25 protein-coding genes, 1 tRNA gene and 1 pseudogene are annotated in these 25,965 nt (G+C 66.7%); 12 read left to right on the plus strand and 15 right to left on the minus strand.

Going from position 1 to position 25,965, the window contains the following annotated elements; all coding sequences use genetic code 11:
* Positions 1 to 51: 51 nt before the first annotated feature.
* Both ACN22W_RS18285 and ACN22W_RS18290 read right to left on the minus strand, forming a co-directional pair.
* Positions 52 to 1,476, minus strand: a complete 1,425-nt coding sequence (locus ACN22W_RS18285) for an efflux transporter outer membrane subunit (protein ID WP_419688880.1) — start codon at positions 1,474 to 1,476, stop codon at positions 52 to 54.
* On the minus strand, positions 1,473 to 2,501 hold the full coding sequence (locus ACN22W_RS18290; protein ID WP_419688881.1) for an HlyD family secretion protein: 1,029 nt from the start codon (positions 2,499 to 2,501) through the stop codon (positions 1,473 to 1,475). The genes ACN22W_RS18285 and ACN22W_RS18290 overlap by 4 nt, the downstream gene beginning before the upstream one ends.
* An 83-nt stretch (positions 2,502 to 2,584) precedes the next feature.
* Here ACN22W_RS18290 and ACN22W_RS18295 point away from each other — a divergent pair, with 83 nt between their 5' ends.
* The gene (locus tag ACN22W_RS18295) at positions 2,585 to 4,165 is read left to right on the plus strand and encodes an MFS transporter (RefSeq protein WP_419688882.1); all 1,581 of its coding nucleotides are present in this window, start codon (positions 2,585 to 2,587) and stop codon (positions 4,163 to 4,165) included.
* 143 nt (positions 4,166 to 4,308) lie between these two features.
* On the opposite strand, the gene ACN22W_RS18300 is transcribed toward ACN22W_RS18295, so the two are convergent.
* Positions 4,309 to 5,130, minus strand: coding sequence for an alpha/beta fold hydrolase (locus tag ACN22W_RS18300; protein WP_412023986.1), 822 nt, complete (start codon positions 5,128 to 5,130; stop codon positions 4,309 to 4,311).
* Positions 5,131 to 5,694: 564 nt separating this feature from the next.
* On the opposite strand from ACN22W_RS18300, the gene ACN22W_RS18305 reads away from it, so the two are divergent.
* Together ACN22W_RS18305 and ACN22W_RS18310 are read left to right on the plus strand one after the other, a co-directional pair.
* Entirely contained in the window at positions 5,695 to 6,120 is a 426-nt protein-coding gene (locus ACN22W_RS18305; protein ID WP_419688883.1) for a DUF3331 domain-containing protein, read from the plus strand.
* 71 nt (positions 6,121 to 6,191) lie between these two features.
* Positions 6,192 to 7,013 carry an alpha/beta fold hydrolase gene (locus ACN22W_RS18310; protein ID WP_419688884.1) on the plus strand — a complete coding sequence of 274 codons (822 nt, stop codon included), beginning with the start codon at positions 6,192 to 6,194 and terminating at the stop codon, positions 7,011 to 7,013.
* Between the two features lie 46 nt (positions 7,014 to 7,059).
* Here ACN22W_RS18310 and ACN22W_RS18315 read toward each other — a convergent pair whose 3' ends face one another.
* Complete coding sequence (locus tag ACN22W_RS18315) at positions 7,060 to 7,701, minus strand: HD domain-containing protein (RefSeq protein ID WP_419688885.1); 642 nt, start codon at positions 7,699 to 7,701, stop codon at positions 7,060 to 7,062.
* A 512-nt stretch (positions 7,702 to 8,213) separates the two neighbouring features.
* Here ACN22W_RS18315 and ACN22W_RS18320 point away from each other — a divergent pair.
* Positions 8,214 to 10,007: a winged helix-turn-helix domain-containing protein gene (locus ACN22W_RS18320; protein ID WP_419688886.1), complete on the plus strand. Its 1,794-nt coding sequence runs from the start codon at positions 8,214 to 8,216 to the stop codon at positions 10,005 to 10,007.
* A 280-nt stretch (positions 10,008 to 10,287) separates the two neighbouring features.
* Entirely contained in the window at positions 10,288 to 11,751 is a 1,464-nt protein-coding gene (locus tag ACN22W_RS18325) for a mechanosensitive ion channel domain-containing protein (RefSeq protein WP_419688887.1), read from the plus strand.
* A 29-nt stretch (positions 11,752 to 11,780) separates the two neighbouring features.
* On the opposite strand, the gene ACN22W_RS18330 is transcribed toward ACN22W_RS18325, so the two are convergent.
* Both ACN22W_RS18330 and ACN22W_RS18335 read right to left on the minus strand, forming a co-directional pair.
* Positions 11,781 to 12,689, minus strand: coding sequence for a LysR family transcriptional regulator (locus ACN22W_RS18330; protein ID WP_419688888.1), 909 nt, complete (start codon positions 12,687 to 12,689; stop codon positions 11,781 to 11,783).
* Positions 12,690 to 12,925: 236 nt separating this feature from the next.
* Entirely contained in the window at positions 12,926 to 13,207 is a 282-nt protein-coding gene (locus ACN22W_RS18335; RefSeq protein WP_419688889.1) for a XapX domain-containing protein, read from the minus strand.
* Positions 13,208 to 13,529: 322 nt separating this feature from the next.
* On the opposite strand from ACN22W_RS18335, the gene ACN22W_RS18340 reads away from it, so the two are divergent.
* The 6 genes from ACN22W_RS18340 to ACN22W_RS18365 all read left to right on the plus strand — a co-directional run bounded on the left by ACN22W_RS18340 (position 13,530) and on the right by ACN22W_RS18365 (position 19,298).
* A complete protein-coding gene (locus ACN22W_RS18340) occupies positions 13,530 to 14,216 on the plus strand; it encodes a hydrolase (protein ID WP_412023995.1) in 687 nt (228 codons plus the stop codon).
* Positions 14,217 to 14,386: 170 nt separating this feature from the next.
* On the plus strand, positions 14,387 to 14,554 hold the full coding sequence (locus tag ACN22W_RS18345; protein ID WP_412023996.1) for a DUF1427 family protein: 168 nt from the start codon (positions 14,387 to 14,389) through the stop codon (positions 14,552 to 14,554).
* Positions 14,555 to 14,573: 19 nt separating this feature from the next.
* Positions 14,574 to 16,463, plus strand: coding sequence for an amidohydrolase (locus ACN22W_RS18350; RefSeq protein WP_419688890.1), 1,890 nt, complete (start codon positions 14,574 to 14,576; stop codon positions 16,461 to 16,463).
* A 1-nt stretch (position 16,464) separates the two neighbouring features.
* Complete coding sequence (locus ACN22W_RS18355) at positions 16,465 to 16,911, plus strand: DoxX family protein (protein WP_419688891.1); 447 nt, start codon at positions 16,465 to 16,467, stop codon at positions 16,909 to 16,911.
* Positions 16,912 to 16,951: 40 nt separating this feature from the next.
* Positions 16,952 to 17,869 (plus strand): VOC family protein, encoded by a 918-nt coding sequence (locus ACN22W_RS18360; protein WP_419688892.1) that lies wholly within the window; start codon positions 16,952 to 16,954, stop codon positions 17,867 to 17,869.
* Positions 17,870 to 18,314: 445 nt separating this feature from the next.
* A complete protein-coding gene (locus ACN22W_RS18365; RefSeq protein ID WP_419688893.1) occupies positions 18,315 to 19,298 on the plus strand; it encodes an NADPH:quinone reductase in 984 nt (327 codons plus the stop codon).
* A gap of 126 nt (positions 19,299 to 19,424) precedes the next feature.
* On the opposite strand, the gene ACN22W_RS18370 is transcribed toward ACN22W_RS18365, so the two are convergent.
* A tRNA-Leu gene (locus ACN22W_RS18370) sits at positions 19,425 to 19,509 on the minus strand.
* 140 nt (positions 19,510 to 19,649) lie between these two features.
* On the opposite strand from ACN22W_RS18370, the gene ACN22W_RS18375 reads away from it, so the two are divergent.
* Complete coding sequence (locus ACN22W_RS18375) at positions 19,650 to 20,975, plus strand: leucine-rich repeat-containing protein kinase family protein (RefSeq protein ID WP_419688894.1); 1,326 nt, start codon at positions 19,650 to 19,652, stop codon at positions 20,973 to 20,975.
* A gap of 15 nt (positions 20,976 to 20,990) precedes the next feature.
* Here the strand turns inward: ACN22W_RS18375 and ACN22W_RS18380 are convergent, their stop codons facing one another.
* The 8 genes and pseudogenes from ACN22W_RS18380 to ACN22W_RS18415 all read right to left on the minus strand — a co-directional run bounded on the left by ACN22W_RS18380 (position 20,991) and on the right by ACN22W_RS18415 (position 25,949).
* Positions 20,991 to 21,620, minus strand: coding sequence for a LysE family translocator (locus ACN22W_RS18380; RefSeq protein WP_419688895.1), 630 nt, complete (start codon positions 21,618 to 21,620; stop codon positions 20,991 to 20,993).
* 98 nt (positions 21,621 to 21,718) lie between these two features.
* The gene (locus ACN22W_RS18385) at positions 21,719 to 21,892 is read right to left on the minus strand and encodes a hypothetical protein (protein ID WP_193099962.1); all 174 of its coding nucleotides are present in this window, start codon (positions 21,890 to 21,892) and stop codon (positions 21,719 to 21,721) included.
* A gap of 31 nt (positions 21,893 to 21,923) precedes the next feature.
* Positions 21,924 to 22,370 carry a copper chaperone PCu(A)C gene (locus ACN22W_RS18390; RefSeq protein ID WP_419688896.1) on the minus strand — a complete coding sequence of 149 codons (447 nt, stop codon included), beginning with the start codon at positions 22,368 to 22,370 and terminating at the stop codon, positions 21,924 to 21,926.
* A gap of 43 nt (positions 22,371 to 22,413) precedes the next feature.
* Positions 22,414 to 22,779, minus strand: a complete 366-nt coding sequence (gene copC / locus ACN22W_RS18395) for a copper homeostasis periplasmic binding protein CopC (protein WP_419688897.1) — start codon at positions 22,777 to 22,779, stop codon at positions 22,414 to 22,416.
* 302 nt (positions 22,780 to 23,081) lie between these two features.
* Entirely contained in the window at positions 23,082 to 23,459 is a 378-nt protein-coding gene (locus ACN22W_RS18400; protein WP_343493414.1) for a DUF2946 domain-containing protein, read from the minus strand.
* A gap of 110 nt (positions 23,460 to 23,569) precedes the next feature.
* Positions 23,570 to 23,656: pseudogene (locus tag ACN22W_RS18405) on the minus strand (vanillate O-demethylase oxidoreductase VanB); the annotation flags it as partial.
* Positions 23,657 to 23,659: 3 nt separating this feature from the next.
* Positions 23,660 to 23,962, minus strand: a complete 303-nt coding sequence (locus ACN22W_RS18410) for a 2Fe-2S iron-sulfur cluster-binding protein (protein ID WP_412024007.1) — start codon at positions 23,960 to 23,962, stop codon at positions 23,660 to 23,662.
* Positions 23,963 to 24,044: 82 nt separating this feature from the next.
* Positions 24,045 to 25,949 (minus strand): sigma-54-dependent Fis family transcriptional regulator, encoded by a 1,905-nt coding sequence (locus ACN22W_RS18415; protein WP_419688898.1) that lies wholly within the window; start codon positions 25,947 to 25,949, stop codon positions 24,045 to 24,047.
* Between the last annotated feature and the right edge of the window lie 16 nt (positions 25,950 to 25,965).

Genomic DNA, 25,965 nt, shown 5'->3' on the forward strand with positions numbered 1-25,965 from the left:
GAAAATACGTGATGCCTTCCGAAGAAACGCGGCGGGCGCATTCATTTTTCTTCAGAACCGGTCGGCGTGTTTTGCATCGCTTGCCTGTGTCGACGCGGGCGGCGTCCATCCGCCTCCCAGCGCACGTACGAGATTGACGGTCGCGATGGCGAGTGCCTGGCGGCTATGAATCAACTGGCGTTGCGCATTCAGTGCGTCGCGGTCCGAATCGATCACTTCGAGATAACTGACGTAGCCGTGCGCGTAGCGGCTCAGCGACAACCGCGCCGCGGATTCGCTGGCGTGCGCCGCGCTGTCGTAGCGCACGATCCGCTCCTTCTGCGCGGTGATGTCGTTGAGTGCGTCCTGAACCTCGCGCAGCGCGCCGAGCGCGGTCGCGCGATAGTTCGCGTCGGCGAGGTCCGCGCCTGCCGTCGCGGCGGCTACCGCGGCGTCGCGCTTGCCGCCGTCGAACAACGTCTCGGCGACGCTCGCCCCGAGGCCCCACAGCGAACTGTTGCGGTCGAGAAACGTGCTCAGGTCGCGGCTCGCGAATCCGCCCTGTGCGGTCAGCGTCAACGTCGGCAGCCACGCGGTGCGGGCGACGCCGATTTCGAGCGACGCCACGTCGGCGCGGCGCGCCGCTGCGTAGAGGTCCGGCCGTTGCGCGAGCAACGCGGACGGCAGGCCGGGCGGCACATCGGGCACGCGAATGGCCGATGCGGTCGGCGCGACGGCGAAGGCGGTCGGCGAGACCCCGGTCAGCACGGCGAGCGCGTCGACGAGGTTGTCGCGCAGCCGCTGGCTGTCCGCGAGATCGGCGCGCGCCGTATCGAGATCGGCCGCCGCGCGCAGCGCGTCGAGATCGCTCGCCGCGCCGGCCCGCACGCGGGCGGCGATCACGTCGAGCGCGGTGCGTCGCAGCTCGATCGCGCGGGCGAGCGTCGCGAGATCCCGTTCGACGAAATGGAGCGTCAGGTAGTCGCTCGCGACATCGGTCGCGACGCGCAGGCGAACGGCCGCGCGATCCGCGGCCGCTTGCAGCACGTTCTGCCTGCCGATCTCCGCGTCGCCGCGCAGGCGCCCCCACAGATCGACTTCATAGCTGGCGTTGAACGGCACCGACCAGTTGTGCATCGTGCGTTTCGGCAATGCGTTGTCGACCGTGCCGGACACGCGCGCGCGGCTGAACGACGGATCGACGCCGACGGTTGGCGACAGTGCCGCTTCGCGCTCGCCGAGCAGCGCCTGCGCCTGGTCGACGCGCGCGGCGGCGGCGCGGATGTCCTGGTTGCCGGCGAGCGCGGCATCGACGAGCGTGACGAGCGGCGGCGCGCCGAACCATGCGGGCCACTCGACGAGCGGCGATGCAGGTTCGTTCGCCGTTTCGGCATGGCGGAACCGGTCGGTTCCGACCGGCACGGGGGCAAGCGGGCGCGGCGCGATCGTGCATGCGCTCAGCAGGCCGGCGGCGAGCAGGGCGGCGATGCGGGTCATGGTTGCGCGCGCTCGCGTTGCAGCGACACGATCACCGACAGGCCGGGCCGAATGCGCGGCTCGGCCGAAGCCGGGCCATCCAGCAGGATCTTGACGGGCACCCGCTGCGTGACCTTCGTGAAGTTGCCGGTCGCGTTGTCCGGCGGCAGCAGCGAGAATTGCCCGCCCGTCGCGGGCGACAGGCTGTCGACGTGCCCGCTGAAGGTGCGGTCCGGCAGCGCGTCGAAGCGCAACTGCACGACGTCGCCGGTGCGGACGTGCCGGAGCTGGGTTTCGCGGAAGTTCGCGACCACCCACGGGTGCGGCTCGACGAGCGTGAGCAGCGCCTGGCCGGGCGCGACATGCTCGCCAGTCTCGACGGTCTTCTTGCCGACATAACCGTCCGACGGCGCCACGACGGTCGTGTACTCGAGCTGCAGCAGTGAATCGCGCAACTCGGCGTCGTTCTGGTTCGACACGGCATCGGCGGCCTGCCACGCGGCCTGCGCGCTGCGCCGCTGCGCGTCGGCCGCGTCGATGCGCGCGCGGGCCGACTTGCGTGCCGCGTTGGCGGCATCGAATTCCTGCTGCGACAATCCGCGCGGCGTTTCGCGAGTCAGTTCGCGCGCCCGTGCGTAATCGAGTTCGGCCTTCTCGGTGTCGGCCTGCGCGGACACGAGCGTCGCGTCGGCCTGCTCGACCAGCGCCTTCGCGCGGCTTGCGTCGGAGTGCGCCTGCGCAACGCGTGCCCGCTGGAGCGCGACGCGTACGTCGAAATCGCGCGGGTCGAGCCGGACGAGCGGATCGCCCGCGTGCACGAACTGGTTGTCGTTCACCAGTACGCGCTCGACCGTGCCGGCCACGCGCGGCGAGATCACGTGCAGGTGGCCCGTCACGTACGCATCGTCGGTGCCGCGGTCATGCGCGTCGAATTCATAGACCAGCAGCGCGACGAGCAGCAGCGCGGATCCGGCGATCAGCACGACCGGCCACTTGCGCGATCGCGCGACGGGAGCGGACGGCGTGTCCGGCGAGTTCGGGGTCACGGTCGGGATACTCCATCAAACAGACAGGGTTCTTCACATCGCGCTATGCTTGCGCGAGCTTTTTGTGCGGGAGCCGCTCGACGATGAACACCACGTTCGCCCCCGGTGGCGCGACACCGGGGCCGGCCACGACGCTGGCCGCCGACATACCGACGTTTCGCTCGATCGCCGCGATCGTCGCCGTGCTGCTCGGCGCGATCATCTCGACACTGACGTCGCGCATTACATCGCTCGGGCTCGCCGACGTGCGCGGCGCGCTCGGCGTCGGGTTCGACGAAGGTGCGTGGATCAACACCGCGTTCATCGCGTCGCAGATGTTCGTCGGACCGCTCGCGATCGCGGCCGCCTTCGTGTTCGGCACGCGTCGCGTGCTGCTGGCGGGCGCCGCGATTTTCCTGGTGGTCGAAAGCGTGTTGCCGCTGTGCACGAACTTCGGCACGTTCATCGTGTTCCAGAGCCTCGCGGGCCTCGCGTCCGGCGTGTTCGTGCCGCTGACCGTCGGGTTCGTCGTCCGCACGCTGCCGCCGCGCCTCATTCCGTTCGGCATCGCCGCGTATGCGATGAACCTCGAGATGTCGCTCAACCTGTCGGCCACGCTCGAAGGGTGGTACAGCGAACACCTGAGCTGGCGCTGGCTGTTCTGGCAGAACGCGCTGCTGACCGTGCCGTTCATCGTGTGCCTGATGCTGTCGCTGTCCAACGAGCCGATCAAGCGTTTCGCGTCCGGCATCGACACGCGCGGCATGCTGCTCGGCGCCGGCGGGTTCGCGTGCCTGTGCATCGCGCTCGATCAGGGCGAGCGGCTGTTCTGGTTCCAGTCGCCGCTGATCGTTGCGCTGCTGGGCATCGGCATCGTGATGGTGGCCGCGTTCCTGATCCACGAACTGGCGTCGCGACGGGCCGGGCTCGATCTCGGCTACCTCGCGCTGCCCAACGTCGCGTTGCTGATCCTGCTCGTCGGCCTCGTGCGCTTCACCGTGCTCAACACGAGCTTCATTCCGTCGGCGTTTCTGGCAAGCACCTACGGGCTTCGTCCGCTGCAGATCGGCGATACGCTGCGCTGGATCGCGATTCCGCAGTTGCTGTTCGCGCCGTGCGTCGCATGGCTGCTGCAACGTGTCGATCCGCGCCGGCTGATCGTGATCGGCTTCGCGATGGTGGCGGTCGCGTTCGAGCTCGGCGCGCAGCTCACGTCGGCCTGGGCCGAACCCGATTTCATCCCGTCGCAGTTGCTTCAGGCGTTGGGGCAGACCATGGCGCTCACCTCGGTCGTGTTCTTCTTCGGCAAGCATGTGACGGCCGAGCATGCGCTGACCTTCGGCGCCGTCGTGCAGACGACGCGCCTGCTGAGCGGGCAGCTCGGCACGACGTCGATCGCGGTGATCCAGCGCATCATGGAGGCTACCCATTCGAATCTCGTCGGTCTGCATGTCACGCTGTCGGATCCGCAAACGCTGGAGCGCTTGCGGGCCGGCGCGGCGTCGCTCGTGTCGCATGGCGCGACCTTCGCGACGGGCGACCAGGCGGCGTATGCGCTGCTCGACCGGGCGGTCCGCGTCCAGGCGACCACGCTCGCGCTGGCCGACAATTTCCAGGTCGCGACGGCGTTCGCGGTCGCGGGGGTGTTGATCGGGATGCTGCTCAGGCCGGCGCGTGCGCCGTGAGCCCGAGGCCGGATCGGCGCAGGTCGCGCATCGACGATCTTAACGATCGCGCATGTCGCAACGGAATGGCGGCGACCTGAAAAATCCTGAAAAATGCTAAAAGGCGCGCCGGCGCGATGGTCCGGCGCGCCGTGCGGCGCCGCTTACGCCTTCAGGAATGCGAGCAGCTCGGCATTGATCTGGTCGGCATTGACGACACACATTCCGTGCGCGCCACCGGGGATCACCTTGAGTTGCGCGTGCTTCACGATCTTCGCGGACAGGCGGCCCGAATCGTCGATCGGCACGATCTGGTCGTCGTCGCCGTGCAGGATCAGCGTCGGGACGTCGATCTTCTTCAGGTCTTCGGTGTAGTCGACCTCGGAGAATTCCTTGACGCACAGATACTGGCCATAGGCGCCGCCCATCATGCCCTGCGCCCAGAACGCGTCGATCGTGCCTTGCGACACTTTGGCGTCCGGACGGTTGAAGCCGAAGAACGGCACGGCGAGATCCTTGTAGAACTGCGAGCGGTTCTCGGCAACGTTCTTGCGGATACCGTCGAATACGTCCATCGGCAAACCGCCCGGATTGGACGCCGATTTCACCATCTGCGGCGGCACCGCGCCGATCAGCACGGCCTTCGACACGCGCTTCGTGCCGTGACGCCCGATGTAGTGCGCAACTTCGCCGCCGCCGGTGGAATGGCCGACGAGCGTTGCCTCGCGCAGGTCGAGCGCATTCATCAGCGCGGCGAGATCGTCGGCATACGTGTCCATGTCGTTGCCGTGCGACGGCTGGCTCGAACGGCCGTGACCGCGGCGGTCGTGCGCGATCACGCGATAACCGTGCTGTACCAGGAACAGCATCTGCGGGTCCCATGCGTCGGCGCACAGCGGCCAGCCGTGCGAGAACACGACCGGGCGGCCGCTGCCCCAGTCCTTGAAGTAAATCTGCGTACCGTCCTGGGTGGTGATCGTGTTCATCGCATGGGCTCCTTGATGGCCGGAAGCGGCGTGTTTCGGGGCGGCGGCTGCGGCGGCAGCCGGCAGCGCGGCGGCTGCAACGGCGGTCGCGCCGGCGAGCAGCATGTCTCGGCGGCGTGCCGAGGGAACGGCGTCGGAATCTGCGGGACGCATTGAGGCTCCTTGAACGTGCGGTACAACGATGCCGCGTTGAATGAATGGATGGTTCGGTTCTGCCCGCAGGCGGCACTCCCGCCGGCAGCCGGCGTGCGTTCGCGGTTGCGGGCCGGCAGGCACGCGAGGTAGCGAACGAACGCCGACTGGAGCCTATCGCGGGGCCATGCGGCCTGTACTGAATTCCCGCTGAATTGTCTTGAACGCGGCGGCGGCGCGCGCCATTCGCCGCGCGAGCACGCGTGCCAGAAAAATTAAGCATGGAATCAAGACTCTTCAGCGGCGGCCCGCTATTGTCAGCATCAGGTCATCCCGTCGCGGGTCAGTGCCGGTTCGCGTCGAAGGACGACGTTCGCGATGCGGTGGATGCACGACATCCGGACCCCTCGCCACTTGCCTGGATACGCCGCCATGGACGAATTCAATCGCTGGGAGCACGTGATGACGTTGCTCGACCCGTCGCCCGCCGCGAGCCGCTGCGCACCGCCGCATCTGCGCGACCCGGACGCCGCGCGCCGTCGCCATCGCGACGAAACGCCGGCCGCGTCGAGCGGCGGTGCGCGCCGCCGGTGCGCGATCGTCGCGGCCGAGCGGCAGACCGATTCGTCGGTGTTGATCTCGTGGAGCGATCCGACGCGCTGTCGTTATGACGAGCAGCGCTGGATCAGCGCGAAGTCCCGCTCCCTCGGTCGCTGCGCACTGACGGGGCAGACGATTCACACCGGCGACGCGATCTACAAGCCGCAGTGGCGCGGCGCGAAGCGCCCCGCGAACTACTGGGAGGTGATCCTCGCGTCCGAACTCGACCGGTTCATCGTCAGGCTGTCCCTTTCGTGACGCCGGAACGATGTGCCCCATCCGCCGGCCACGTCCGGCGGCCGCCGTATTTTCACCGCTGAGGAATCTTGATGAGCACGTTCACGACACGCGACGGCGTTTCGATTCACTACAAGGACTGGGGCGCGGGGCGCCCGGTCGTGTTCATTCACGGCTGGCCGTTGAATGCGGACATGTGGGACGTCCAGATGCATCATCTCGCGTCGAACGGCTTTCGCGGCATCGCGTACGATCGGCGCGGTTTCGGCCGGTCGAGCCAGCCGTGGACGGGCTACGACTACGACACGCTGGCGGACGATCTCGCGACGCTGATCGAGACGCTCGGGCTGCGCGACGTGACGCTCGTCGGTTTCTCGATGGGCGGCGGCGAAGTGGCCCGCTACATCGGCCGGCACGGCACGCGACACATCGCGAAGGCCGTGCTGGTCGGGTCGGTGACGCCGCTGGTCGCACGGCGCGACGACCATCCGGAAGGCGTCGACGTGGCCGTGTTCGACGGGATTCGCGCGGGCATCATGGCCGATCGCGCGGCATTCTTCGAGAATTTCTGGCCGCTGTTCACCGGTTCGAACCGGCCCACGTCGGCGATCTCGCGCGCCGCGCTCGACTGGTCGTCCTTCATGGCGCTGCAAGGCGGCTTGAAGGGGACGCTCGATTGCGTCGGCGCGTTTTCCGAAACCGATTTCAGGGCGGATCTCGACAAGTTCGACATCCCGACGCTCGTGATTCACGGCGACGACGACCAGACGGTGCCGCTCGCGCTCACGGGCGCCGTCGCGGCGAAGCGTGTACCGCACGCGACGCTGAGCATCTACGAGGGCGGCCCGCATGCGCTGTATCTGACGCACGCGCAACGCTTGAACGACGAACTGCTGGCGTTCGTTCGCGCGTGACGCGGCGGCGCTGACGCGACGGAGTGCGCACGGCCGACCGGCCTGCTCACTCCGTCCATTTCGACCCGAGCACCAGACCGCAGAAATTCGTCCGACGATAGTCCGGGTCGCAACGCTCGAGCACGTCGGCGCAGACGTTGCCGAACGCGGTGGCGGGGCGATGCGCGGTGCCCGCGGCGAGCGCCTCGAGGAACAGCTCCTTGAAACACGGGCCGCGCGGCCACGCGTTCACGATCTCGTCGCGTTCGGAGCGGCTCACTTCGTCGAAGTGCCGCGCGAAGAGATCCGTCTCGATGCCTGCGCCGAGCAACGCGGTCAACGGTGTCATGTACGGGTGAATGCCGAAGGTCGTGTGCAGCGCGATCGCACGCCACACCTCCGCCGCATCGTCGGCGGCGACGCCGTATCCTCCGAGGAATGCGTGAGCGACGTTCGCACCGTCGATTTCAAAGCGCCGGCGCGAATGCCGGTAATGCTCCGTCAGCCCGAAGTTGTGGAACAGCGCGGCGACGTACAGGAGCTCGGCGTCGAACGCGATGTTGCGACGCAGCCCGATGATCGATGCAAACGCGAACACGCGCAGCGCGTGCCGGGCCAGGAGTTCCGGTTCGCTGGCGCGCACGATCGCGGCGGCCTCCCGTGCGATGGGGCTGTCGGGAATCCGGATGCCGGCGATGCGGTTGCCCATGGTCGTGTTCCTTGCGGCGCGACGGCGGTCGCTCGACACTGGCGTCGTCGAAGTATCGTCTCGCGTTGCGCGGCTGAATGTCCTTAGCGGAGCCTGAATCGTCCTGAAAAGGAAAAACCGACCGATCGTCGCGTCAGGAATCGGTTCCGGTGGACCTTGCACGTCGTTTTTACCTGGCTGTAAACGCCAATCGTTCAATTCGACACGTCAATTGAATCGGTCGAAAAATGAATTCCGAATTAGCGATCGTTTTATCGTATGAAACGAGTTCATTGGTGAATTGCTGTTTCGCGCATTGAAGAAAATGCGGGATCCCGTGGCGGGCCGTTCTGGGCGGGCCGCGGCGTGCACACTGTTCGTGTCGCGGTGATCGTGGTTTTCATCAATTCAAAAAATTTGCATCTTCCGTTCTGATAATTTGAATCATTTTGCAACACAAATGCCGTAGCATTGCGGCAAATCGGTGTCATTTTTGACAGGGCATCGATGAATGAAATCGATTAAAGATTCCCATGATCCGGATTGGAACGCTTCACGTTTTTCTCGACAGACGTGAAATTCGCGCGAACGGCAAGCTGCTGCGTATCGGCAGTCGTGCGTTCGAAATTCTCGAACTGCTGATTCGGGCGAACGGTGCATTGGTGTCGAAGGACGAGATCATGCAGCGCGTGTGGCCGCACACGATCGTCGAGGAAAACAACCTGCAGGTGCATATCGCCGCGTTGCGCAAGGCGCTGGCCGACGACCGGAACCTGATCATCACGGTGCCCGGACGCGGTTATCGGCTGGTCGGCGGACAAACCGAAGGCGCGGCGCCCGTGCGTCCCGCGACATCGCGGCTGGCGCCCACGCCGACCGCACTCGTCGGCCGGGAGCAGACCGTCGCCGATGTACTTGCGGCGCTCGACACGGCGCGCGTCGTGACGCTGGTCGGGGCGGGCGGCATCGGCAAGACGCGGGTCGCGATCGAAGCCGCGATGCGGGCCGAGGCGAGCTTTCCCGATGGTGCCGCGTTCGTGTCGCTGGCCACGGTGGCCTGTCCGCAATTCGTACCCGACGCGCTGGCGGGCGCGTTCGACATCGTGCAGCCGGCCGGATCGTTGACGCTCGAAGCGGTGCTGGCGAGCGTCGCGCATCGGCGGATGCTGCTCGTGCTCGACAATTGCGAGCATCTGCTCGACGCCGCCGCGCAGATCGCGACCGCGCTGACCGAATCCGATGCCGGGTTGTACGTCCTCGCAACGAGCCGCGAGGCGCTACGTATCCAGGGCGAACGGCTGTGTCCGATTCCACCGCTCGAGGTGCCCGGCGAGGGCGCCGACGAAGGCGAAACCCTGAGCGCAAGCGCGGTGCAACTGTTCTCGGCGCGCGCGCGTGCCGCCGACCCGCGCTTTCCGCTCGACGAACGGAGCCTGGCGCTGATGGCGTCGGTCTGTCGACGCCTCGACGGTCTGCCGCTCGCCATCGAACTGGCCGCCGCCCGCGCGGCCGTGCTCGGCATCGACGTGCTGGCCGCCCATCTCGACGACCATTTCCGGTTGCTGACCGGTGGTTTTCGCACCGCATTACCCCGGCATCAGACGCTGCAGGCGATGTACGACTGGAGCTACCGCCTGCTTGGGGATGCGGAGCGCCTGCTGTTGCGATGGCTCGGCGTGTTCCGCGACAGTTTCTCGATCGACGCGGTGCGCGACATCGTCGGGATGAAGGGGCTGGCCGATGCGGACCTGCTCGACACGATCGCCGGCCTCGTATCGAAGTCGCTCCTGAGCCTCGAGAATGCACACGGCGGGCCGCGCTACCGGTTGCTGACGACGACGCGCGCCTATGCGCTGAAGCAGCTCGAGAACAACGGCGAATGCGCGGCCGCGGCACGCGCGCATGCGAACTACTTCCATACGTTGTTCAGGCTTGCGCCGGGCAGCGACGACGGGTCGCTGGCCGAATCGCGGCTCGACGTGATTCGCCGCGAACTCGGCAATCTGCGCGCGGCACTTGACTGGGCCTTCTCGCCGAACGGCGATGCGGAGGTCGGCATCGCGCTTGCGGCTGTCGCGGTCCCGTGCCTGTTCGACCTGTCGCTCGTGGACGAGTGTCGCGAACGCGCGCGCGCGGCGCTCGATGCGATGCGGAATGTGGACGAGACGCGCGAGCGCGAGGATGCGCGCGTGCGTCTGCTGGCCGCCTATGCCGCCGCGCTCGCCCATACCTCGGGGCCGACACAGGTTGTACACGACGCATGGTCCGAAGTGCACGCGCTCGGGTTCGAGGCGGGCGAGGCCGAGTTGCCGCGACGCGACGCGTAACGGCGCGCGCCGCCGACGAATTCAGAACGTTTCAGCCTGAACACAGGACCTGGCCGGCCGGTGCGTCTACATTGCCTGCACGGGGACCGTCGGCGATGGGCCGGCGTGCGATCAGGAGACTGCTTGCACGGCCGCTCATCGATATCGCGACGCCACTGAATGCCAGCGTGGGGAGGCCGGCGGCGACTGCTCCGCCGCGGCGACTTCGCGCGCAATCGAGCGACTCACGCATGAATCCTGCCCGGTCCGACCTTTCCGCGCGTCCGCATCCCGATCCGGCATGCTGAACCTGTCCGCTACGGTCGCCTATGGCGTGCCGATCGTCGTTGCCGACCTCGTCGCCTGGCGGCTGCTCGGGCATGGCCGTTCCACGACGAAAGCGGTGTGGCGCTGCGCGTCGTTCGCCGCGTTGACCTATGTGCTGTTCGCAACCGGCGTGAGCCCGCTCGCGGTGCCACCGTCGCCCGACCGATTCGATCGGCTGGCGATTCAGGTGGTCGGTGTCGCGTGGTGGCTGCAGTTCGCGCTGGTGTTCAGCCTGATGCTGGACCATCTGCTGCTGCCGCGCGCGTGGCGCAACCAGCGGCTGTTTCACGACATCGCCGCGGGCGCCGTGTTCGGCGCCGCCGCGGTAGCCGCGCTCGGCTACGTGCTTGGCCTGCCGCTGAGCGGCGTGGTCGCGACGTCGGGTGCGATGGCCGTGATCCTGGGTCTGGCGGTCCAGAACACGCTGAACGATGTGTTCTCGGGCCTGGTCCTGAATACCACCCAGCCGTTTCGGCTTGGCGATACGGTATCGATCGGCGATCTGGAAGGGCGGATCGTCGAAAGCAACTGGCGCGCGACCAAGATGATCAACAGCCTCGGCAACCTCGTCGTCGTGCTCAACAGCGTTGCCGCTAAAGCGACGATCGTCAATCTCAGCGAACCCGTGAGCGTGCACGGTGTGACGCTAACGGTCGAGATCGATCCCCAGGTGCGGCCAGCCGTCGTCGTCAATGCGCTCGATCGGGCCGCGGCCAGTTCGTTGGATGTGCTGACGAATCCGGCGCCGGTGTCGGTCGTCAAGGCGTTCAGGGCCAACGCGATCGAATACGAGCTCGTCTGTTACGTCGACTCGCTGCAGAAAAAGGGCGTGGTCCGCAACCGGCTCTACGATCTGGCCCACCGGCATCTGGCCGCCGCGGACATCGCGTTGCGCCCGCTTGCGGGGTCGGCGGCGGAGCACCGTCCGGTGTCGCGCGGTCAACGGCTGCTGCACGCGGTCGACCTCTTCAAGCAGCTCGACGACGCCGATCTGGCGGTGCTGGCCGATGCGCTGGTGTCCCGTGTGTTCCACAAGGGCGAGGTGATCTACGCATCGGATTCCGATTCACGCCTGCTGACCATCGTCGGGTCCGGTGTCGCGTCGGTGTTCGTACCGAGTGCCACGGGCAACATCGAAGTCAGGCGGATGGCGCCCGGCGATGCGATCGGCCAGTCCGTCGTGCTGGCTGGAACGCGGCTTCACGCGAGCGTCTACGCCGTGACTGGCGTGACGGTCTATCAGTTGAGCAGTCGCGACCTGACGCCGCTGATTGCGAGGAAACCGGAACTGGGCCGGTTGATGTGCGAATCGCTCACCGAGCACATCGCGACCGAGGAGAAGATGATGATCCCGCCGGCCGCGAAGGAGCACGCGTCGTTCAGCCTGATCGAGTGGCTCGAGAAGGAGATGAAACGCCTGCACGATTCGTTCGGCTGACGCGATGGAAGATTGCCCGGGCGGCGGAATCAGGCGAACGCGGTGAACCGGTCGACGAGGTCGGGGCGGGCGAGTTGATCGACCCACCAGTGCAGCGCGCGTCCGGCCTCGTCGCCGCGCCACGCGATATAGCAATGGGTCGTGTCGCGCATGCCGGTCACCTGGCGGGCGACGAGCTTGCCCTGCGCGATCGCGCGTGCCGCGATGCAATCCGGCAGCGTGCCCACGGCGAGCCCTTCGCACTGCGCGGCCAGTTTCGCGGCGAGGGTGGGCACCGCGATATACGGCTGCCCGGCATCGATGGCGACCGAGCGCGGCTGCAGTTCGCGGGAGGTGTCGCTGATGACGGCGCCGCGATGCTCGACGACCGACGCCATCGACAGCGGTTCGGGCAGTGCCGCGAGCGGATGGGTGGGGGCGACGGCGAACACGTGCTTGAGCGTGCCGATCGGCCGCGCGACGATGTCCGGCAGTTCCGGCGGTTCGCCCGCCGCGCCGACGACGAGATCCGCGCGGCGCGAAATCAGCGCATCCCAGGTGCCGCCGAGCACTTCGGTGGACAGCCGCAGCCGCGTGTTCATCTCGAGTCCGTAGAACGTGTGCACGTACGGCCACAAGGCCTCGAACGGCAGGATCTCGTCGATACAGATGCGAACCTCGGTTTCCCAGCCTTGCTGCGCACGCTGCGCCTTGAGTTCGAGCTGTTCGGCCGCATGCAGAAGCCGGCGGCCCTCTTCGACGACCACGCGACCGGCGTGCGTGAGCTTCGCGCGGCGCCCGCTGCGATCGAACAGCGCGACGTCGAGGTCGCTCTCGAGCTTTTGCACGAGATAGGTCAGCGCAGACGGGACGCGGTGCAGGAGCTCCGCGGCTTCGGCGAACGTGCCGGTGCGGTCGATCGCGTCCAGCGCTTCGAGCGCTTCGAATGACAGCTTCATAGTGAATTCCACGGGGGGCGTCGGGCTGTCATGTTATCGCCAAGACCCGCGGAGTCCAATACGAATCGGAACAATTCGTCCGGGTACCGGAACCGGACGGCGGGGCAGGTCGTCGACAGCGCCCCGAGCGTCAATGTTCATATGTACCGGTTTTCCGCGCCGGCAACGCGTGGTGCTGGCCGCGGAAGCCGGGCGCGCGGCAGTCGGCGCGCCCGAGTCAGGTCAATCGAGGTGCGTCACGTCGGCGTCGATGGCGGGCGCTTCGCCGCGGCATTGGACGCATGCGCGCCGGGCAGGGGCCCGAACATGTGCTGGCTGCACTTCGCTTCGCTCCACGCGGTGCCCAGTCGGTTCCCCGACAGCATCCGGCGTGCGAGCGGAAGGATCTGTTCGCCGGCAAGGATGCCCAGCAGACCGACTAGCGCGACGGTAGGCGGCGCCGGTGATTGCACGCCGATCACGTAGTAAACGATACCGGCGAGAATTCCGGCGAATAGCGAAGAAATATACGGTTTCATAAAACCCACATAAGCAAATGGCAACCGTGTGAAAAATACGGATAACTACCGACAAATACCGCGCGAATGCCTTGTGTAAAGCCTGTTGCCAGCGTATCAGGCAGCGCCGATCGTGACCATTGAATTCAATTGATTTAAGAACTTTTAAGGCTGAGTTTTGGGTATTTTATTAATCGAAATGATTAAGTGGCGTTACCATGAATTTGCGTATTGAATGACACGGGCTGGCAGGCGAACCTCCCGGCACAGCGCATCAGGCGCCTCCCCGGCATGGTCGGCGAGGCAGGTTTCATTTTTCTCCGCGTCAAAGGACATCACCGTCATGAGCAATCCGAAGCTTGAAGTACTCACCCCCGGGAACAGCCAGCTGATCTTCATCGACCAGCAACCGCAGATGGCGTTCGGCGTGCAGTCGATCGATCGTCAGGCGCTGAAGAACAACGTCGTCGGGCTCGCGAAGGCAGCGAAGGCATTCAACATCCCGACCACGATCACGACGGTCGAAAGCGAAAGCTTCTCGGGTCACACCTATCCCGAACTGCTCGACGTGTTCCCGAACCAGAAGACGCTCGAACGCACGTCGATGAACTCGTGGGACGACCAGAAGGTGCGCGACGCGCTCGCCGCGAACGGCCGCAAGAAGGTGGTCGTCTCCGGCCTGTGGACGGAAGTCTGCAATACGACGTTCGCGCTCTGCGCGATGCTCGAAGGCGACTACGAGATCTACATGGTCGCCGACGCATCGGGCGGCACGTCGAAGGATGCGCACGACTTCGCGATGCAGCGGATGGTGCAGGCCGGCGTCGTGCCGGTGACGTGGCAGCAGGTCCTGCTCGAGTGGCAGCGCGACTGGGCGCACCGTGAGACTTACGATGCCGTGATGGCGATCGCGAAAGAGCATTCGGGCGCGTACGGGATGGGCGTGGACTACGCGTACACGATGGTCCACAAGACCGCACCGCGCACCGCGACGCCGCACGAGTCGCTCGCGCCCGTGCCGGCGAAGTGAGCGCAGTCGATCGCGACTGTCGATGCCGATGCCGCGCGTTCCCTGTGAACGCGTGACATCGGCGATACGCAAACGCGGGCGGCGGAATCCGTTCGATACACGGATGCCGCCCGCCGGGCGTTTGCCAGGGCGTACGGCCTGCCATTCAACTTGTCCGGGAAATTGATCGTATGGAACCTTATCTGGTTTCGCTGGGTGCGGGCTTGCTGATCGGCGTCATTTACAGCGCGATCAAGGTTCGTTCTCCCGCACCGCCGCTGATTGCCCTTGTCGGGTTGCTCGGCATGGTGATCGGCGTGCAGGCCCTCCCCACCCTCAAACAGCTTTTTGGCTTCTGATCGAAGCGAGGTGACGCATATGACCGCAACCGAGACCCAACCGGATCTGATCCTCCGCAACGGAAGGTTCACGACCCTCGACCGCGCGAACCCCACCGCGACAGCGGTGGCAATAGCAGCAGGCCGCTTCGTCGCGGTTGGCAACGACGCGGACGTCATGCCGCTCGCCGGCCGCGCGACGAAAGTCGTCGACCTCGGTGGCCGTGCCGTGCTGCCGGGCCTGATCGACAACCACTGCCACGTGATTCGCGGCGGTTTGAACTACAACATGGAGCTGCGCTGGGACGGCGTGCCTTCGCTCGCGGTCGCGATGGAGATGCTGAAGCGGCAGGTTGCCGTCACGCCCGCGCCGCAGTGGGTGCGCGTGGTCGGCGGCTTCACCGAACATCAATTCGTCGAGAAGCGCCTGCCGACGATCGACGAACTCAACGCGGCCGCGCCCGATACGCCGGTGTTCATCCTGCACCTGTACGACCGCGCGCTGCTGAATGCAGCGGCGCTGCGCGTGGTCGGCTACACGAAGGACACGCCGGAGCCGCCGGGCGGCACGATCCTGCGCGACGCCGCGGGCAACCCGACCGGGCTGCTGCTCGCGAACCCGAACGCGACGATCCTCTACGCGACGCTCGCGAAAGGGCCGAAGCTGCCGTTCGAATACCAGTACAACTCGACGCGCCACTTCATGCGCGAGCTGAACCGTCTCGGCGTGACGGGCGTGATCGACGCGGGCGGCGGGTCGCAGAACTATCCCGACGATTACGAAGTGATCCGCAAGCTGCACGATGCGGGCGAGATGACGATCCGGATCGCGTACAACCTGTTCACGCAGAAGCCGAACGCGGAGAAGGAAGACTTCGTGAACTGGACGAAGAGCACGAAGTATCACGACGGCACCGACTACTTCCGCAACAACGGCGCGGGTGAAATGCTGGTGTTCTCCGCGGCCGACTTCGAAGACTTCCGCGTCGCGCGCCCGGATCTGCCGGCGCAGATGGAAGACGATCTCGAAGGCGTCGTGCGCGTGCTCGCGCAGAACCGCTGGCCGTGGCGCATGCATGCGACCTATGACGAAACCATCAGCCGCGCGCTGGACGTGTTCGAGAAGGTCAACAAGGACATCCCGCTTGAAGGGCTGAACTGGTTCTTCGATCACGCGGAAACCATTACCGAAAAATCGATGGACCGCATCGCGGCACTGGGTGGCGGCATCGCGGTGCAGCACCGGATGGCGTACCAGGGCGAGTATTTCGTCGAGCGCTACGGTGCGCAGGCGGCGGAAGCGACACCGCCCGTCGCGAAGATGCTGTCGAAGGGCATCAAGGTCTCGGCCGGCACCGACGCAACGCGGGTTGCGTCGTACAACCCGTGGGTGTCGCTCGCGTGGCTCGTGACGGGCAAGACGGTCGGCGGCCTGCGCATGTATCCGCAACGCAACCTGCTCGATCGCGAGACCGCGCTGCGCATGTGGACCGAGTACGTCACGTGGTTCTCGAACGAGGAAGGCAAGAAAGGGCGTGTCGCGGTCGGGCAGCTCGCCGACCTGGTGGTCCCGGATCGCGATTTCTTCACGTGCGCGGAAGACGATATCGCCGATACGACCGCGCTGCTGACCGTGGTCGGCGGCAGGATCGTATGGGGCGCGGGCCCGTTCGCGTCGCACGATGCGCCGATTCCGCCCGCGATGCCGGACTGGTCGCCCGTGCGCGAGTACTGCGGTTACGGCGGTTGGGGCGCGACGCAGCGCAGCGGTGCACCGCTGCAGCGTGCGGCCGCCGCTGCGATGTGTGCCTGCGCGAGCGCCTGCAACGTGCACGCCCATGCGCATGCGAGCGCATGGGGCAGCGCTTTGCCGACGTCGGACGCGAAGGGCTTCTGGGGCGCGTTCGGTTGTTCCTGCTGGGCGATCTGACATGTCGACTGCAACTGGCCGGTACAGCCCCGGGTGGATTCGAGTCCTGCTTTCGCAGCCGTGGGTCGGAGCGCTGGTACGGCTTGCGCTGGTCTCCGCCTTTCTGATCGGCGGCGTCGCGAAGGCGCTGGATTTCGACGGCGCGGTCGCGGAGCAGGCGCGTTTCGGCTTGCACCCGCCCGCGCTGTGGGCTGCACTGGCAGTTGTGGTCGAGATCGGCGGTTCGTTATGCGTGGTGTTTCGCCGCTTCACGTGGCTCGGTGCCGGCAGCCTCGGCATGCTGACGCTCGTTGCGATGTGCGTGGCGAACGACTTCTGGAACCAGACGGGCACGGCGCACTTCATGGCGCTCAACAGCTTCTTCGAGCACCTGGGGCTGATTGCGGCGCTGGTCCTCGTCACCCTGCTCGGTGATGTCCAGCGCGAGGACGGCGATGGGCGCGCGTGATCGTTCGAGCCGCCCATTGAAACCAGAAGGAAGTCCGGTCATGAAGACAGTTCGCGCCGCATGGTTGGCCCTGATGCTGGCGAGTGGCTTCGTCGCCGCTCCCGCTTCGTTCGCAACGCCTCCCAAGGCCGTCTCCACGCTTGCGCCGACGCTCGCCGTCGGTCCGCAATACGACACGACGCACGTGTACGTGGCGCCCGGGGATTTTGACCGTTTCACCGACAGCTTCGTCGCGACGTTCGGCGGCAGCAAGTCGAAGCAGGGCGTGTTCCAGGTCACGCCGACGCCGAGCCAGACGATGTCGCAGCTTGTGTTCACGCCGTCGGGCACGATCTCCGTGTTCGGTTTCAAGACGCCGGTGCCGTCGCCGTTCGGCACGGAGCGCACCGGTTATCTCGTGACCGACATGGACGTGGCGATGAAGGTGGCGCGCGAACACGGCGCCGATGTGCTCGTGGACACGTTCCCCGATCCGATCGGCCGCGATGCGGTCATCTCGTGGCCGGGCGGCGTGAGGATGCAGCTCTACTGGCATACGCAGGCGCCGCACTACGATGCGTTGCAGACGATTCCCGAGAATCGGGTGTACGTATCGCGGAATAACCTGCATAAATTCGTTCACGATTTCGTCAAGTTCTCGAACGGCAAGGTCGTGTCCGACGTGGCCAACGCGCCCGGTATCGAGATCGGGCAGCCGAACGGCACCTATCGCCGTGTCCGGATCGAATCGGGATTCGGCAAGATCACCGTGCTCGTGACCAATGGGCAACTGCCTTACCCGTTCGGGCACGAAATGACCGGTTATCAAGTGGCGGACCTGTCCGCCACGCTGGAGAAGGCCAAGGCAGCCGGTGTCACCGTGCTCGTGCCGCCGTTCGCGTCCGACGGTCGTAACGCGGCAATCGTCCAGTTCCCGGGCGGCTATATCGCCGAGATCCACGCAAGCGTCGCGAAGTGAAGCCTGACGACACGATGCTTTCCGCTTGGTGGTGAACGGCGCCGGCATGCCCGGCGCCTGAAACGTGTCGTCACTACGCGTGACGCGGCGTATGCTTCCATCGCAAAAATATATCGTTATCCGATATATATTGGATATGAGTCGAGCCGCAACGATGTGCGGTCAGGCACCGCCCTGCGCAGCCGGCGAAACCGTTTCCCACTGACATCAAACCGCGACGCGATCCGAACGTGCGCGCGACGCAGTTCGTCGAACCGGCGCGCGAGGCGATGCGCAATCTTGGTACAGTGGCGTAGCCGGCGAGTCTGGAGCGGATCGCCGGTATCGTCACTTTTCTACAAGCGCGTCCACGAGCAAAGGATCACGCCGTGCGCTCAATATTGCATTGAGCCGCAAGGCAGGGATGCGACCGCGCTTCACCGAACCGGCTTGGAGGTCGATCGATATGAAGGCTGCCCACTATTCGTCAAAAGGCTCGGCTCAGGACGTTCTTGTCGTCGGCGACGAGCCTGATCCCACCCCTGAAGCGGGTGAAGTCCTCGTCCGCATTGCGCACTCGGGCGTGAATCCTTCCGACGTCAAATCGCGATCGGGTGTGACAAGCCCTGCGATGGAGTTTCCGCGCGTCATTCCTCACAGTGACGGCGCCGGCATTGTCGAGGCGGTGGGGGCCGGCGTCCCGGAACAATGGATCGGACGGCGCGTCTGGACGATCAATGGCCAGTGGCGTCGGCCGTTCGGCACGGCAGCGGAGCTGATCGCGTTGCCCGAAGACCAGGTTGCGCCATTGCCCGACAACGTTTCGACCGAGACGGGCGCGTCGCTGGGCATTCCGCTGCTGACGGCCTGGTATGCGGTGTACGCGTGCGGCGGGCTGCTCGGCAAGACGGTGCTGGTCTACGGTGCGACCGGCGCGGTAGGCGGCTACGCGACCCAGTTGGCCGCGTTTTCGGGCGCGCGGGTCATTGGCGTAGTCGGCAGCGACGAGAAGTGCCGGCTCGCGTCCCGGCTCGGTGCAGAGTGGGTCATCAATCGCAACGTGCAGGACGTGACTGCCACGGTGCGCGAGATGACGTCCGGCAAAGGGGTGGACGTCATCATCGAGGTCGACGCCGCGGCAAATGCCGGGAAATATGGCGAGCTGTTGAAGTTTGGCGGCGAGGTGATCATTTACGGCTCGGGCGCGGGCGTGATCGAGGTTCCGTTCAGGCCGATGATCGTCGGTTTCGCGAATCTGCGATTCTTTATCGTCTACAACCTGCCGGTCGCCGTCAGGCAGGCGGCCATCGATGCGCTCACCCCGCTGCTGGAGCGCGGCGTGCTGCAACACCCGCAGGTCGAGATTTTTCCGCTGTCGGAGATCGCGAAGGCCCACGAGCGCGTCGAGTCCGGCGCGAACGCAAAGATCCTGGTCGATATGCAGCGGTAAGCGCGAATTGCAGCGCTACGCCGGATTGCAACGGCATCGTATCGAACGCGACGACAACAAAAAACCCGCGAAGCCATGCGCTGTCGCGGGTCTTTGAATAGGTGCGAAACACGGTAAAACCGCGTCTGGTGCCGACGGCGAGACTCGAACTCGCACAGCTTTCGCCACTACCCCCTCAAGATAGCGTGTCTACCAATTTCACCACGTCGGCACTGCAAGGGGCGCAATTCTAGCGCCACATTGCGCGTTTGTGAAGGGGGTGTGACACGATTGCGGTGTATGCGAGAGCGATCCCGGTAAAATTCGTGCGATCGGTCCGACGACCATCGCAACCGCCATCCGCTTTCCACCGTGACATCTACCCTCGAACAACTGCAGGCCGGACAACTGTCGGGCGCACGGCAATTGAAGCTCGCATGCGGGCTGACCGAATTTCCGCGCGAGATCTTCGACCTCGCCGACACGCTCGAAGTGCTCGACCTGACCGGCAATGCACTGTCCGCGCTGCCGGACGACCTGCCGCGGCTGCATCGCCTGCGCGTGCTGTTCGCGTCCGGCAACCGCTTCACCGCATTCCCCGACGTGCTCGGCGCGTGCCCGCAACTCGACATGATCGGCTTCAAGGCGAACCGGATCCGCACGGTGCCGCGTGGCTCGCTGCCGCACGCGCTGCGCTGGCTGATTCTGACCGACAACGAAATCGATGCGCTGCCCGGCGACATCGGCGACTGCTCGCGCTTGCAGAAGCTCATGCTCGCCGGCAACCGGCTGCGCGCGCTGCCGGTCGAAATGGCCGCGTGCCGTGCACTCGAACTGGTGCGTCTGTCGGCCAATCGTCTGGACGACCTGCCGGACTGGTTGCTGCGCCTGCCGCGGCTCGCATGGCTCGCCGCTGCCGGCAATCCGTTCGGCGCGGCACCGGAGGCCGCGGCGTCCGCCGGGCCGGACGTGGCGGACGTCGACTGGGCGTCGCTCGCGTGTGGGCAGAAACTGGGCGAAGGCGCATCGGGCGTGATTTACCGCGCGCAATGGACGGCGCAAGGCCATGCGCCGCGAGCGGTCGCGGTCAAGCTGTTCAAGGGCGCGGTGACGAGCGACGGGCTGCCCGATTGCGAAATGGCAGCGTGCCTGCACGCGGGCCGCCACCCGAACATGATCCCGGTGATCGGCAAGGTGCGCGGGCATCCGGACGGCGCGCACGGCCTGGTGATGGAACTGATCGATCCCGCGCTCACGAACCTCGCCGGGCCGCCGAGCTTCGCGACCTGCACCCGCGACGTGTATGCGGCCGACGCGAGGTTCGACCCGGCGGCAGCGGTGCGGATCGCGCACGGCATCGCGTCGGTCGCGGGCCATCTGCACGCACGCGGCATCATGCATGGCGACCTGTATGCGCACAACATCCTGCACGATGGCGAAGGCGGCGCGCTGCTCGGGGATTTCGGTGCGGCGTCGCTCTACGACGTGAATGACGCCATGCGCGGCGCCAAGTTCGAGCGGCTCGAGGTAAGGGCGTTCGGTTATCTGCTCGGCGAGTTGCTCGAGCGCTGCGAACCGCGTGCGTGGGCCGGCAGGCACGTGCTCGATGCGCTGGCGGCGGCGTGCCTGAACGAGGACGTCGATACCCGGCCGTCGTTCGACGACATCACGGCCGCGCTGGCCGCGCACCGGCCGTGACGGAATCGCGCCCGCTTACGCTTGCCGCGCAGTCAGCAGCTTGATCCCGAGCCCGACGAACAGCAGCCCGCTGGCCCGCTTGAGCGCACGCACCGCGCGGCTCATGCCGAAGCCGCGATGGAACCGGCGCACGCCGGCCGAATAGATGCTGTGAACCACGACGACGGTGCACGCGATGGTCGCGTACATCACGACGAACTGCAGCGCGAGCGGGCGATCGTGCACGATGAACTGCGGCATGAACGCCGACAGGAAGATCATCGTCTTCGGATTGCTGCCCGACACGAACAGCGCTTCGCGGAACAGCTTCCGGCGATCGGGCACGGCGCGTTCCGTTTCGCGGTCCGACGTGGCGGTCTTCCGGTCGCCGCGCAGCTGCCGGACGCCGAGGAACATCAGATACGCGGCGCCAACGACCTTCATCGCAACGAACAGCGGCGGCATCGCGGCCAGCACCGCGCCGACGCCGAGCGCGACCAGCAGCACGACCACGCCTTGCGCAACGAGGTTGCCCGCGATCGTCGCGGCAGTACCGTGCGTGCCGTAGCGCACCGTGTTGCGGATGACGAGCAGCACGTTGGGCCCCGGCGACAGTGTCGTGGCGAGATACGCAGCGGCAAACAGCATCCAGGTCTGAATCGACATGCATCGCTCCGAGAGACGGTTCCGGCGGGCGGGATGAACCGATGATGCCACGCCAATAATGGCGCGGGCCGCCGCCGGAACCGTGCCGTCGCGGCGCGTCAGCTTGCGTCGCGCATGCAGTACGCGGGGATCGACGGCGGCGTATCGATCGCGGCCGGCCGCGTCATCCACGCGATCCACGCGGCCCACAATCCGCACGCGATCAGCACGGCGATATTGAGCGGCGTCCGGTAACGGACGATCAGGTCGGCCAGCGGCAGGCGGTTCTTCATGTTCGTCTCCATCGGTCGTGGCGGATGCGGCCTATTGGCCGCTATACGAAGGCGCCTTGGCGTCGCAGGTCACGGACACCGTCGAACCGTCCGCGAAATGCAGCCGGAGCGGCACCTTCGCGCCGGGCGCGACGGCCTGGCGCGGCTGCTCCAGCATCACGTGATAGCTCTTCGGCTTGAACGTCACCGTGCCGTGCGCGGGGACCGCGACCGCGTCGACGTGGACCATCTTCGCGGTGCTGCCGTTCGTTTGCGTTTCGTGCACCATCGCCATCCCGTACGCGGGCGAGTCGATGTCCGTCAGCGTGGCGGGCGCGTCGCCGTCGTTCTTCAGCGTGAAGTAGCCGGATGACGGCACCGTCGCCGGCATCGCGCGGATCCAGCACGCGTCGGCCTGCACAGCCGGCGCGGCGAACGTGACGGGCGCTTGCAGCGCCAGCAGCGTGACGAGCAGGCTGGTCGGAATCGAACGTTTCATGGTTGGTTCTCCTTATGGGTGGATACAGGGGGGATCGCGTGCATCACTTCAGCGTGAACGTGTAGTGGCCTTGCGTGCGATGGCCGTCGCTGGCCACCGCGATCCACGCGACCGTGTACGCGCCGGCCGTCAGGTTGGCCAGCGCGACGCGCATCCGCTTGCGGTTGCCGGCGTCGACGGCCGATTTCCCGTCGGCGACCGACTGCCCGCGGCTGTCGGTGACGGAGATCGAACTGAAGGCCGGTTCGAGCGCTTCGCTGAAATCGATCGTGACCGCGTGCGGTGCGCTCGAGAGCGTGGCGTTGGCGGCCGGCTCCTGCGTCTTCGGATGCGCGTGGGCATGGGCGGCCTGGATGACGACGAAGCCGAGTGCGGCGAGTGCGCCGCGAACGAACGAGGTGGTTTTCATGGCTGGATCTGCGAGTGGCGAATCGGATGGAGAAAGACGGATTCGACGGACGCATGTGCGAGCGGCATCGCAACGGCTACGATGCCGGCTGCCGTCGGAACGGACGTGCGCTGCCGGACGTTCGCCTGTGAGCGAATGTCGGCGCGGTGGTGCGAACCGGAAGCGGCCAACCGCACGCACGGCACGACGCCGCGCGCAACACGGTGAGACATGATCGTCCTTCGAAACGTGACACGTCACGCACGCCGGTGGCGTGCGCGGACCGCGCGATGCGCCAGGGCATCACGCGTGATGACAACGGTTCAGGACGCGAGCGGAGGGGCGCGCGGTTGTGCGGCCGTGAGCGGCAGCGCACGGCGCAGGCTTTCGAAGCGGGTGGCTTCGCGGTGCTGGATGACGTGCACGTTGGCCGCGAACGTCAGTTCGGGCGCGGGCAGTGCGGGGGTATGGGCAAGCAGGCTGCAATAGCCGCATGCCTGGAGATGGGCCTGCAGGCTTTTCGACGACGCATCGGTTGCGTGACCGGCGGCGGCCGGTGCGGCCGTGCAGTAGCCGGCCAGCAGCGCGTCGACGCGCCCTTGCGTCGTCAGCGCCTGCGAGATCGTCGGCGCGAGCGCCGTCATCAGGATGGCGAGCATCCCGATCAGACTGCCGATCTTCCGGAGACGACGACTCAGCATGCGATACGCGGCGGCGTGTGGGCGACGATGGAGCGGATTATGCCACGCACGTCGCGACACGGGCATGCGTGCATGCGCATGACGGGGAGAACACGCGGCGTGGCGGCGCGCTATGCGTGCTTCGCCAGATATTTCGTGATCAGTGTCATCTGCGCGGCCCAGCCCTGATCGTTCATGTCGCGCGCCTTCGCGCGACGCGTCTAGTCGAGCATGACCGCGTCGGGGATGTCGAGCACGATGTCCGACGTCGCGACGGCCACGCACGGCAGCGTATAACCGTCGGCCTTTTCCTCGCGGCTCAGCCCCGGCCACTCGATCGTGTAGCGTACGCTGCCGCTGACGATCCGGCACAGGCAACTGCGGCACGTGCCGTTGCGGCACGAGCGCGGCAGCGACACGCGCGCGAATGCGGCGGCTTCGAGCAGCGTCAGCGAATCGGGCGCGTCGAAGGTCGCGCCGAGCGGCTCGATGCGCACGAGGGGCGGGTGGTCTGGATCGGTCATGAGTGATGCGGGCGGCGGTTCGGCGGATACGCGCCAAGCATACCCGAACCCGCATGCGGCCGGCGCCCGCCGGCCGCGGGCGTCAATGGCGGCGCAGGTACCGGTACACGGTATTGCGTGCGAGACCGAGCTCGCGCGCGGCCGCTGACACGTTGCCGCCGTGCCGCGCGAGCACCGCGTCGATGACCGCGGCCTGATGGCTTTGCAGCGTCGTCCCTTCGCGCGTGTCGGCCGATGCGGCGGGGGTTGCCGCCGCCGGTGCGGCCGGTGCGTCGTCGCAGTCGAGCCAGAAATCGTCGGGCAAATGCGCGAGCGTGATTTCGGCTTCGTCTTCGGCGAGCATGCCGGCCGTGCGCAGCACGTTGGTCATCTGCCGCAGGTTGCCGGGCCAGCGGTGGCGCGCGAACGCGTCGAGCACGTCGGGCGCGAGGCGGCGCGGCATCGGTTCGCTGCGGGCGAGCCGCGCGAGAATCCGGTCGACGAGCGCGGGCAGGTCGGTGCGCGCGGCGAGCGCCGGCAGCGTGACGGCTAGCCCATTGATCCGGTAGAACAGGTCTTCGCGGAACGTGCCTTCCGCGATCATCGCGCGCAGGTCGCGATGGGTCGCGCAGACCACGCGCACGTCGACCGGCACCGCGCGCGCGCCGCCGAGCGGCATCACCGCGCGTTCCTGCAGCACGCGCATCAGCCTGACCTGCTGCGCGAGCGGCATGTCGCCGATCTCGTCGAGAAACAGCGTGCCGCCGTCGGCCTGCACGATCTTGCCGGGGCTGCCGCGCTTGCGCGCGCCCGTGAACGCGCCGTCCTCATAACCGAACAGTTCGGCCTCGATCAGCGAATCGGGCAGCGCCGCGCAGTTGACCGCGACGAACGGGCCATCCGCGCGCGGCGATGCCTGGTGCAGCGCGCGGGCAAGCCATTCCTTGCCGGTGCCGGTCTGGCCGAGGATCAGCAGCGGCAGGTCGCGCCCGCGGATCTTCGCGACGCGTTCGAGCACGGCGGCCATCCGCGCATCGCCGGTGTCGAGCGTCGCGAACGTGATCGCGTCGGGGTCCGGCGCGCGCACGCGTGCGGCCGGTGCGGGCGGCGTGACCGCGATGGCCGTCCGGTGCGCTTCCGCGAATTCGCAGCGCGCGAGCACGCGTACGCCGGTTGGCAGCGTGAGGCGGAACGTCGCGCCGGGTGCACGCGCCGCCTGCTGCGCGAGCTGGCCGAAGCGCATGCCGAACAGCGCGTCGCTGCCTTGATGCTGCAGTGCATCGAACGGCGCGCCGAGCTGGAATTGCGCGCTGCGGTTCGCGGCGATCAGTCCGCCGTCGGGGCCGAACGCGACGAGCCCGGCGAACAGCGAGTCGACGCATTCCTCGTGTGCATGAAAACGCAGCCGCAATGCATCCGCGCACTGGTTCGCGAACAGATGGTTCTCGATCAGTTGTGCGGACATCCTTACGAGCGCGAGCGTATGCGGGCTGGAGCCGCGCGGGTCGCCGCTGACGTCGAGCGTGCCGAGCGTGCGGCCGAACGGATCGAAGATCGGCGCGCACGAGCAGGTGAGAATGTGGTTGGCGCGCAGGAAGTGTTCGGAACCATGCACCGCGACGGCCTGGCCCGATGCGAGCGCGGTGCCGATCGCGTTGGTGCCGCGCGCGCCTTCGGCCCACGACACGCCGGTGCACAGTGCGACGCGGTTGGCTTTCTCGATGAAGTCCGCGTCGCCGATGCTGTGCAGGATCACGCCGTCGGCGTCGGTCAGCAGCACGAGGCTTTGCGTATCGGCGATTTGCGCGTGGAGGTTCTCCATGACCGGGCGCGCGTGCGAGAACAGCGCGTGGTTCGTGTCGAGCAGTTCGCGCAGCGCGATGCGCGACAGCGGCGAGAAATCGGGGCGTTCGTGCGCGCGCAGGCCGACCGCGGTCGAACGCGCATGCGCCTGCGCAAGCAGGTCGGTGCGACCCGCGGTGGCGGGCAGCACGAAGGGTTGCGGCATGACTTGTCTCCTGTCG

Origin of the sequence: Burkholderia theae, assembly GCF_048565265.1 — a bacterium.
GTDB classification, from domain to species: Bacteria; Pseudomonadota; Gammaproteobacteria; order Burkholderiales; family Burkholderiaceae; genus Burkholderia; species Burkholderia theae.

Coding starts and splice junctions, on each gene's coding strand:
- ACN22W_RS18345 (WP_412023996.1), top strand. CDS start 14,387: ATGGAACCTTATCTGGTTTCGCTGGGTGCGGGCTTGCTGATCGGCGTC.
- ACN22W_RS18330 (WP_419688888.1), bottom strand. CDS start 12,689: ATGAAGCTGTCATTCGAAGCGCTCGAAGCGCTGGACGCGATCGACCGC.
- ACN22W_RS18360 (WP_419688892.1), top strand. CDS start 16,952: ATGAAGACAGTTCGCGCCGCATGGTTGGCCCTGATGCTGGCGAGTGGC.
- ACN22W_RS18410 (WP_412024007.1), bottom strand. CDS start 23,962: ATGACCGATCCAGACCACCCGCCCCTCGTGCGCATCGAGCCGCTCGGC.
- copC (WP_419688897.1), bottom strand. CDS start 22,779: ATGAAAACCACCTCGTTCGTTCGCGGCGCACTCGCCGCACTCGGCTTC.
- ACN22W_RS18365 (WP_419688893.1), top strand. CDS start 18,315: ATGAAGGCTGCCCACTATTCGTCAAAAGGCTCGGCTCAGGACGTTCTT.
- ACN22W_RS18310 (WP_419688884.1), top strand. CDS start 6,192: ATGAGCACGTTCACGACACGCGACGGCGTTTCGATTCACTACAAGGAC.
- ACN22W_RS18340 (WP_412023995.1), top strand. CDS start 13,530: ATGAGCAATCCGAAGCTTGAAGTACTCACCCCCGGGAACAGCCAGCTG.
- ACN22W_RS18335 (WP_419688889.1), bottom strand. CDS start 13,207: ATGAAACCGTATATTTCTTCGCTATTCGCCGGAATTCTCGCCGGTATC.
- ACN22W_RS18355 (WP_419688891.1), top strand. CDS start 16,465: ATGTCGACTGCAACTGGCCGGTACAGCCCCGGGTGGATTCGAGTCCTG.
- ACN22W_RS18295 (WP_419688882.1), top strand. CDS start 2,585: ATGAACACCACGTTCGCCCCCGGTGGCGCGACACCGGGGCCGGCCACG.
- ACN22W_RS18385 (WP_193099962.1), bottom strand. CDS start 21,892: ATGAAGAACCGCCTGCCGCTGGCCGACCTGATCGTCCGTTACCGGACG.
- ACN22W_RS18415 (WP_419688898.1), bottom strand. CDS start 25,949: ATGCCGCAACCCTTCGTGCTGCCCGCCACCGCGGGTCGCACCGACCTG.
- ACN22W_RS18325 (WP_419688887.1), top strand. CDS start 10,288: ATGCTGAACCTGTCCGCTACGGTCGCCTATGGCGTGCCGATCGTCGTT.
- ACN22W_RS18350 (WP_419688890.1), top strand. CDS start 14,574: ATGACCGCAACCGAGACCCAACCGGATCTGATCCTCCGCAACGGAAGG.
- ACN22W_RS18300 (WP_412023986.1), bottom strand. CDS start 5,130: ATGAACACGATCACCACCCAGGACGGTACGCAGATTTACTTCAAGGAC.
- ACN22W_RS18320 (WP_419688886.1), top strand. CDS start 8,214: ATGATCCGGATTGGAACGCTTCACGTTTTTCTCGACAGACGTGAAATT.
- ACN22W_RS18400 (WP_343493414.1), bottom strand. CDS start 23,459: ATGCTGAGTCGTCGTCTCCGGAAGATCGGCAGTCTGATCGGGATGCTC.
- ACN22W_RS18315 (WP_419688885.1), bottom strand. CDS start 7,701: ATGGGCAACCGCATCGCCGGCATCCGGATTCCCGACAGCCCCATCGCA.
- ACN22W_RS18390 (WP_419688896.1), bottom strand. CDS start 22,370: ATGAAACGTTCGATTCCGACCAGCCTGCTCGTCACGCTGCTGGCGCTG.
- ACN22W_RS18380 (WP_419688895.1), bottom strand. CDS start 21,620: ATGTCGATTCAGACCTGGATGCTGTTTGCCGCTGCGTATCTCGCCACG.
- ACN22W_RS18305 (WP_419688883.1), top strand. CDS start 5,695: ATGGACGAATTCAATCGCTGGGAGCACGTGATGACGTTGCTCGACCCG.
- ACN22W_RS18285 (WP_419688880.1), bottom strand. CDS start 1,476: ATGACCCGCATCGCCGCCCTGCTCGCCGCCGGCCTGCTGAGCGCATGC.